Source organism: Streptomyces sp. NPDC059003 (assembly GCF_042740445.1).
Lineage (GTDB): Bacteria > Actinomycetota > Actinomycetes > Streptomycetales > Streptomycetaceae > Streptomyces.
Genome location: NZ_JBHYJH010000281.1, coordinates 1 through 7618, shown reverse-complemented (window position 1 = coordinate 7618; position 7618 = coordinate 1). Strand labels below are relative to the sequence as shown.

The 7618-nt window shown below is 71.3% G+C and carries 6 protein-coding genes; all 6 read left to right on the top strand.

Features of this window, described 5'->3' with window-relative positions; genetic code table 11:
• Positions 1-362 precede the first annotated feature (362 nt).
• The 6 genes from ACFWZ5_RS43340 to mtnC all read left to right on the top strand — a co-directional run bounded on the left by ACFWZ5_RS43340 (position 363) and on the right by mtnC (position 7551).
• Positions 363-1148 carry an MIP/aquaporin family protein gene (locus ACFWZ5_RS43340; protein ID WP_384792732.1) on the top strand — a complete coding sequence of 262 codons (786 nt, stop codon included), beginning with the start codon at positions 363-365 and terminating at the stop codon, positions 1146-1148.
• A 40-nt stretch (positions 1149-1188) separates the two neighbouring features.
• Positions 1189-2727 carry a glycerol kinase GlpK gene (gene glpK, locus ACFWZ5_RS43335; RefSeq protein ID WP_384792729.1) on the top strand — a complete coding sequence of 513 codons (1539 nt, stop codon included), beginning with the start codon at positions 1189-1191 and terminating at the stop codon, positions 2725-2727.
• A gap of 14 nt (positions 2728-2741) precedes the next feature.
• Entirely contained in the window at positions 2742-4361 is a 1620-nt protein-coding gene (locus tag ACFWZ5_RS43330; protein WP_384792726.1) for an FAD-dependent oxidoreductase, read from the top strand.
• 134 nt (positions 4362-4495) lie between these two features.
• Entirely contained in the window at positions 4496-5560 is a 1065-nt protein-coding gene (locus tag ACFWZ5_RS43325) for an LLM class flavin-dependent oxidoreductase (RefSeq protein WP_384792723.1), read from the top strand.
• Positions 5561-5647: 87 nt separating this feature from the next.
• Positions 5648-6232, top strand: a complete 585-nt coding sequence (locus tag ACFWZ5_RS43320; RefSeq protein WP_384792720.1) for an acireductone dioxygenase — start codon at positions 5648-5650, stop codon at positions 6230-6232.
• Positions 6229-7551, top strand: a complete 1323-nt coding sequence (gene mtnC / locus ACFWZ5_RS43315) for an acireductone synthase (protein WP_384792716.1) — start codon at positions 6229-6231, stop codon at positions 7549-7551. The genes ACFWZ5_RS43320 and mtnC overlap by 4 nt, the downstream gene beginning before the upstream one ends.
• Positions 7552-7618 lie beyond the last annotated feature (67 nt).

The window sequence follows — 7618 nt, the reverse complement described above, 5'->3', positions numbered from 1 at the left end:
CGCCCCAGGCCCGCCCCTTCCCGAACCAGGGGGCTGCGCCCCCTGGGACCCCCGCTCATCGGCCTTCGGCCTCGTCCTCAAACGCCGGACGGGCTGAATACGCGCCGGACGGCCCGGCGCCCTTCGCCCCTTGATAGCTCTAAACGATCAATAACGATCGTGTTTTCAATTACAGAAGTCTTGACGCGCTGGTAACCCCAGAGTCAGACTCGCGTCCACCGGTCGGCATTGTCGAACACCTAACGACATTAGGAGTTAGAGTGGGGCGAGCCTAGGGCCGGAAACGCCCTCACCTGAGGGCGCGGACCACCGGAGGGACCCGGGGTTCGCCTTTCCCTGGACGAAGGACAAAGGAGTCGCGGGTGTCCAGCCACGACATCTTTCTCGGCGAGACCATCGGTACCGCCGTGCTCATCCTGCTGGGCGGTGGCGTGTGCGCCGCCGTCACGCTCAAGCGCTCAAAGGCCAAGGACGCCGGCTGGCTCGCCATCACCTTCGGGTGGGGCTTCGCGGTCCTGACGGCGGCCTATCTGGCCGGAGGCGTCTCGGGCGCCCACCTGAACCCGGCGGTCACCGTCGGCCTCGCCGTCGAGGGCGGCACCAAGTGGAGCGACGTACCGCTCTACCTGGGCTCGCAGCTCCTGGGCGCCATGATCGGTGCCGTGCTGGTGTGGGCGACGTACTACGGGCAGTTCCACGCCCACCTCACCGACCCCGAGATCATCAAGGCGCAGCCCGCCGAGGAAGGCCTCGTGGACCAGAAGGCCGCGCCCCAGGCCGGCCCCGTGCTCGGCATCTTCTCGACCGGCCCCGAGATCCGCAACGCCGTGCAGAACCTCATCACCGAGATCATCGCCACGACCGTGCTCGTCCTGGCGATCCTCACCCAGGGCCTCAACGACGGCGGCAACGGCCTCGGCACCCTCGGTGCCCTGATCACCGCGCTCGTCGTGGTCGGCATCGGCCTCTCGCTCGGCGGACCGACGGGTTACGCCATCAACCCGGTCCGCGACCTCGGCCCCCGCATCGTCCACTCGCTCCTGCCGCTCCCCAACAAGGGTGGCTCGGACTGGTCGTACGCGTGGATTCCCGTGGCAGGACCGCTGATCGGCGGCGCTCTCGCCGCGTACATCTTCAAGCTGTTCTGAGCGATCCCGCCGACCACCACACGTACTTCAGGAGCACACCGTGACCGACGCACACACCGCAGGCCCCTTCATCGCGGCCATCGACCAGGGCACCACGTCCTCGCGCTGCATCGTCTTCGACCGGGACGGGCGGATCGTCTCCGTCGACCAGAAGGAGCACGAGCAGATCTTCCCGAAGCCGGGCTGGGTCGAGCACAACGCCACCGAGATCTGGGCCAACGTCGAGGAGGTCGTCGCCGGGGCCATCGAGAAGGCCGGCATCACCCGCGACGACATCAAGGCCATCGGCATCACCAACCAGCGTGAGACCACGCTGCTGTGGGACAAGAACACCGGCCAGCCGGTGTACAACGCCATCGTCTGGCAGGACACCCGCACCGACGCCCTGTGCAAGGAGCTCGGGCGCAACGTCGGCCAGGACCGCTTCCGCCGCGAGACGGGCCTGCCCCTCGCGTCCTACTTCGCCGGTCCCAAGGCCCGCTGGCTGCTCGACAACGTCGAGGGCCTGCGCGAGCGCGCCGAGGCGGGCGACATCCTCTTCGGCACCATGGACTCCTGGGTCATCTGGAACCTGACCGGCGGGGTCAACGGCGGCAAGCACGTCACCGACGTCACCAACGCGTCGCGCACCCTGCTGATGGACCTCCACAGCATGCAGTGGGACGAGCGCATCTGCGACTCCATCGGCGTGCCGATGCAGATGCTCCCCGAGATCCGCTCCTCCGCCGAGGTCTACGGCGAGGTCACCGGCGGCAAGCTGGGCGAGCTGCTCGGCGGCATCCCCGTCGCGTCCGCGCTCGGCGACCAGCAGGCGGCCCTGTTCGGCCAGACCTGCTTCGCCGAGGGCGAGGCCAAGTCCACGTACGGCACCGGCACGTTCATGCTGATGAACACCGGTGAGAAGGCCATCAACTCGTACAGCGGGCTGCTGACCACGGTCGGTTACCAGATCGGTGACAACAAGCCCGTCTACGCCCTCGAGGGCTCCATCGCCGTCACCGGCTCGCTCGTGCAGTGGATGCGCGACCAGATGGGGCTCATCAAGTCCGCCGCCGAGATCGAGACCCTCGCGTCCTCGGTCGAGGACAACGGCGGCGCCTACTTCGTGCCGGCCTTCTCCGGTCTGTTCGCCCCGTACTGGCGCTCCGACGCCCGCGGTGTGATCGCCGGTCTGACCCGGTACGTCACCAAGGCGCACATCGCGCGCGCCGTCCTGGAAGCCACCGCCTGGCAGACCCGCGAGATCACCGACGCCATGACGAAGGACTCCGGCGTCGAGCTCGCGGCCCTCAAGGTCGACGGCGGCATGACCTCCAACAACCTGCTGATGCAGACCCTCTCGGACTTCCTGGACGCGCCGGTGGTGCGCCCGATGGTGGCCGAGACGACCTGCCTCGGCGCCGCATACGCCGCCGGTCTCGCCGTCGGCTTCTGGTCCTCCACCGACGACCTGCGCGCCAACTGGCGCCGGGCCGCCGAATGGACCCCCCGCATGGACGCGGACACCCGCGCCCGTGAGTACAAGAACTGGCTCAAGGCCGTGGAGCGGACCATGGGCTGGCTCGAAGACGAGAGCTGACAGGAGCTATAACCATGACCACCCTTGAGAGCGGCCCCGCCATCTCGGCTCTCGGGACGCCGCCGGCCAGCGGCAGCGCCCCGAGCCGTGCCGAGACCCGGGAGCGCCTGTCCAAGGCGGCGTACGACCTCCTGGTCATCGGCGGCGGAATCCTGGGCATCTCCACGGCCTGGCATGCCGCGCAGTCCGGTCTCAGGGTGGCCCTGGTGGACGCCGGCGACTTCGCCGGCGCCACCTCCTCCGCCTCCTCCAAGCTCCTCCACGGCGGTCTGCGCTACCTGCAGACCGGCGCGGTGAAGCTGGTCGCGGAGAACCACTTCGAGCGGCGTGCGGTGTCCCGTCAGGTGGCACCGCACCTCGCCAACCCGCTCACCTTCTACCTGCCGGTGTACAAGGGCGGCCCGCACGGCGCCGCGAAGCTCGGCGCGGGCGTCTTCGCGTACTCGGCGCTCTCGGCGTTCGGCGACGGCGTCGGCCACCTGCTCTCCCCCGCCAAGGCGGCGCAGGACGTGCCGGAGCTGCGCACCGACAACCTGAAGGCCGTGGCCGTGTACGGCGACGACCAGATGAACGACGCCCGCATGGCCCTGATGACGGTCCGCGCGGCCGCCGAGGCCGGCGCCGTCGTCCTCAACCACGCCGAGGTCACCGGCCTGCGCTTCACCGGCGGCCGGGTCACGGGCGCGGAGCTGAAGGACCGGCTCTCCGGCGACGAGTTCGGCGTGAACGCCCGCCTCGTCCTGAACGCGACCGGCCCCTGGGTCGACCACCTGCGCAAGATGGAGAACCCGGACGCGGCGCCCTCCATCCGCCTGTCGAAGGGCGCGCACCTGGTCCTGAAGCGCACCGCCCCGTGGAAGGCCGCGCTCGCCACGCCGATCGACAAGTACCGCATCACGTTCGCCCTGCCGTGGGAGGACATGCTGCTCCTCGGCACGACGGACGAGGAGTTCGAGGGCGACCCGCGCGACGTCTCGGTCACCGAGAAGGACACCGCCCAGATCCTCGACGAGGCGGCCTTCTCCATCCGGGACCAGCAGCTGTCCCGCGACCTGATCACGTACTCCTTCGCGGGTCTGCGCGTGCTGCCGGGTGGCCCCGGCGACACCTCGAAGGCCAAGCGCGAGACGGTCGTCACCGAGGGCCGCGGCGGCATGCTGTCGGTCGCGGGCGGCAAGTGGACGACGTTCCGCCACATCGGCCGGACGATCATGAAGAAGCTGGAGTCGCTGCCGGGCCACCCGCTGGGCGACGACTACGAGCCGATCTCCACGCTGCCGAAGAAGCTCCCGCTGCCCGGCATCGCCAACCCGCGTGCGGTCGCCCACCGCCTCCTGGTCGACGGCCCGGCGCCCGGCCCGCGCATGGCGCCCGACACCGCCCGCCACCTGGCGACGCACTACGGCTCCCTGTCGTTCGACATCGCCCGCCTGGCGAACGAGAACCCGGAGCTCGCCGAGCGCGTCCACCCGGACGCCCCGGAGATCTGGGCGCAGGTCGTCTACGCGCGCGACAACGAGTGGGCCGAGACGGCCGACGACGTGCTGCGCCGCCGTACGACGCTGACGATCCGCGGCCTCGCGACCGACGAGGTCCGCGGCAAGGTCGAGGACCTGCTGGGCAAGAAGGCCTGACCCAGGAGTGCTCGGTAAGGGGCGGTCGCCATGGCGACCGCCCCTTACACGTGCCCGGGAGCATATGCCGTGCCCGGGAGCACGTGCCACGCCGCCGCCACACCGCCGCAATGTTCGGCCCGCACATTTGAAGCATGAAGTTTCAGGTGCTTTCCCTCATCTCCCACTCCCCGCACCCGCTGACCGGTGAACTTCCCGCGCCCGCCGAGCGGTTGGCGGACGTCGTCGAGGTCGGCGTCGAGGCCGAGCGGCTCGGGTACGACGCGTACGCGGTGGGCGAGCGGCACGCGGGCGCGTTCCTCTCGTCGAGCCCCACGGTCGTGCTCGGCGCGCTGGCGGCCCGTACGACCCGGATCAAGCTGCTCACCGGCGTGACGGTCGTCGCCATCCTGGACCCGGTGCGCGTCGCCGAGGACTACGCCACCCTCGACCTGCTCTCCCAGGGGCGCCTGGAGCTGGTCATCGGCAAGGGCGCGGAGGCCGGCCACTTCGACCTGTTCGGGCTCGACGAGGCGCGCCAGTGGGACCTGCAGAAGGAGAAGTACGAGCTGCTCCGCCGCCTGTGGCGGGAGGAGAACGTCGACTGGGAGGGCGAGTTCAGGCCCGCCCTGAAGGGCGTGACGACCGTGCCGCGCCCGTACTCGGGCCCGCCGCGCGTCTGGCACGGCTCGGCGACGTCCCTGAACTCCCCCGAGCTCGCGGCCCTGCACGGCGACCCGCTGTTCACGGCCAACGCCATCCAGCCGCGTGCCGCGTACGCCAAGCTGATCGCGCACTACCGCGAGCGGTTCGAGGCGCACGGCCACGATCCGGCGCGCGCCCACGTGGCGGCGGGCTCGGGCGGGCTGCTCATCGCGGACAGCGCGGAGCAGGCGGTCAGCCGCTACCGGGACCTGTACGAGGCGAAGGTGCGGCAGACGTACAAGCCTCATCTCGAGGGCAAGGCGGGCTACAACACGCCGTTCCGCACCATCGAGGACGCCATCGCCGACGGGCCCCAGCTCATCGGCTCGCCGCAGCAGATCATCGACAAGCTCCTCGGCTACCACGAGGTGTACCGGCACGACCTGCAGTCCATCACGGTCGACGGCTTCGGCCTCCCGCGCGGCGAACAGGTCGAGACCCTCCAGCGGTTCGCGGAGGAGATCGCTCCGGTGGTGCGCAGGGAGGCGCCGTCCACGCTGTGGGAGGCCTCGTGACGGCGGCCCACGCCGGGCTACGATCCGTACAACTGCCCGGCCCCGCACCGCTTTTCGCCCTCTGGTTCCCGCCTTCTGGAGCGACCGATGACTCTCCTCACCACGTGGCCGGAGTCCGGCCCCGAGACCGTCGTGCGCCGCACGGCGGACCCCGTCGAGATCGCCGCCGCGCTCGCACCCCTGGGCGTGCGCTACGAGCAGTGGCCGGTGCGCGCGGACGTACCGGCCGACGCCGCCGGTGACGCGGTGCTCGCCGCGTACGCCCCCGAAATCGACCAGCTCAACGCCGAGGAGGGCTTCCGGACCGTCGACGTCGTCGCGCTCCACCCGAGCGACGACCCGGGCTGGCCGGAGAAGGCGAGGGCCGCGCGCGAGAAGTTCCTCGCCGAGCACACCCACGACGACGATGACGAGGTGCGCTTCTTCGTCGCGGGCGCCGGGATCTTCTACCTCCACGCGGGCGGCGAGGTGCACGCCGTGTACTGCGAGCGGGGCGATCTGCTCGGGGTACCGCGCGGCACGACGCACTGGTTCGACATGGGCACGTCCCCGTCGTTCACCGCGATCCGGTTCTTCCACGAGGAGGACGGCTGGATCGCCGCCTTCACCGGCAGCGACATCGCGGGGCGCTTCCCGGACTTCGACACGGTGCACGCGGGGTACGCGACGTGACGGCCGGCGCGTTCGCACCCGGTTCGGTGGACGCGGTCGTCCTCGACATCGAGGGCACCACGAGCGCCACGGGGTTCGTCGTGGACGTCATGTACCCGTACGCCCGCGAGCGGTTCGGCGCGCTGCTCGCCGAGCGGGCGCACGACGCGGTCGTCGCGCGGGCCGTCGCCCGGATCCGCGAGGAGACCGGGGAGCCCGACGCCGACCCCGCCCGGATCGAGAAGGTCCTCGGCGCCTGGGCCGACGAGGACCGCAAGGCGAGCCCGCTGAAGGCGCTGCAGGGCGTCATCTGGGCCGAGGGGTTCGCGAGCGGCGACCTCGTGGCGCCGTTCTTCGGCGACGTCGTGCCGCGCCTGCGGAGCTGGTACGCAGCGGGGATCCGGCTGTACGTGTACTCGTCCGGCTCGGTGGCCGCGCAGCACGCGTGGTTCACGCACTCCGCCGAGGGGCGGCTCGACGGCCTGGTCAGCGGCTGGTACGACACGGAGAACGCCGGGCCCAAGCAGGAGTCCGGCTCCTACCGCGCCATCACCGCCGACATCGGCGTGCCGCCCGGGCGCACCCTGTTCCTCTCCGACCGGCGCGGCGAGCTGGACGCGGCGCGCGATGCCGGGTGGCGGACCGTCGGGGTGCGGCGGGCCGGTGAGCCGTACTTCGCCGACGGCGTCGGCGCGCACGCGGAGATCGCCTCGTTCGACGAGGTCGGCCTGAGCACGTCGGGGCCCGGCCTCGATCTCGACCTGGAGGAGGCCGGGGCCGTGCTCGCGGCCGAGGCCGCGCGGTTCGCCTCCTTCGGGTGGATGCGCGGCACGTCCGGGAACCTGTCCGTGGTCGTCTCCCGCGATCCCCTGCGGCTCGCCGTCACCGCCAGCGGGCGCGACAAGGGCGAACTCACGCCCTCCGACGTGGTCCTGACGGACGCGGCGGGCGGTGCGCTCGGCGCGGGGCGGCCCTCGGCCGAGGCCGCGCTGCACGCGCGTGTCGTACGGCTCACGGGCGCGGGCGCCGTCGTGCACGTGCACACCGTGGCGTCCGTGGCCATGGGGCGGCGCAGGCCCGGCGGCATCGAACTGCGTGACCTGGAGATGCTGAAGGGGCTCGGGCACGCGACGCACGAGGTCTCCGTGACGCTGCCGGTGATCGAGAACAGTCAGGACATGGGGGTGCTCGGGGATCGGCTGGCGGCGGCGCTGCGGGTGGGGGTGCCGGCGGTGGTGGTGGCCGGGCACGGGCTGTATGTCTGGGGGGACGATCCGCGGCAGGCGCGGCACCGGACCGAGGTCGTGGAGTGGCTGTTGGAGCTTGAGCTGGCCGGGTAGGCCCTCGCGGGTGGCGCCCCAGACCCGCCCCTTCCCGAACTGGGGCTCCGCCCCAGACCCCGCTCCT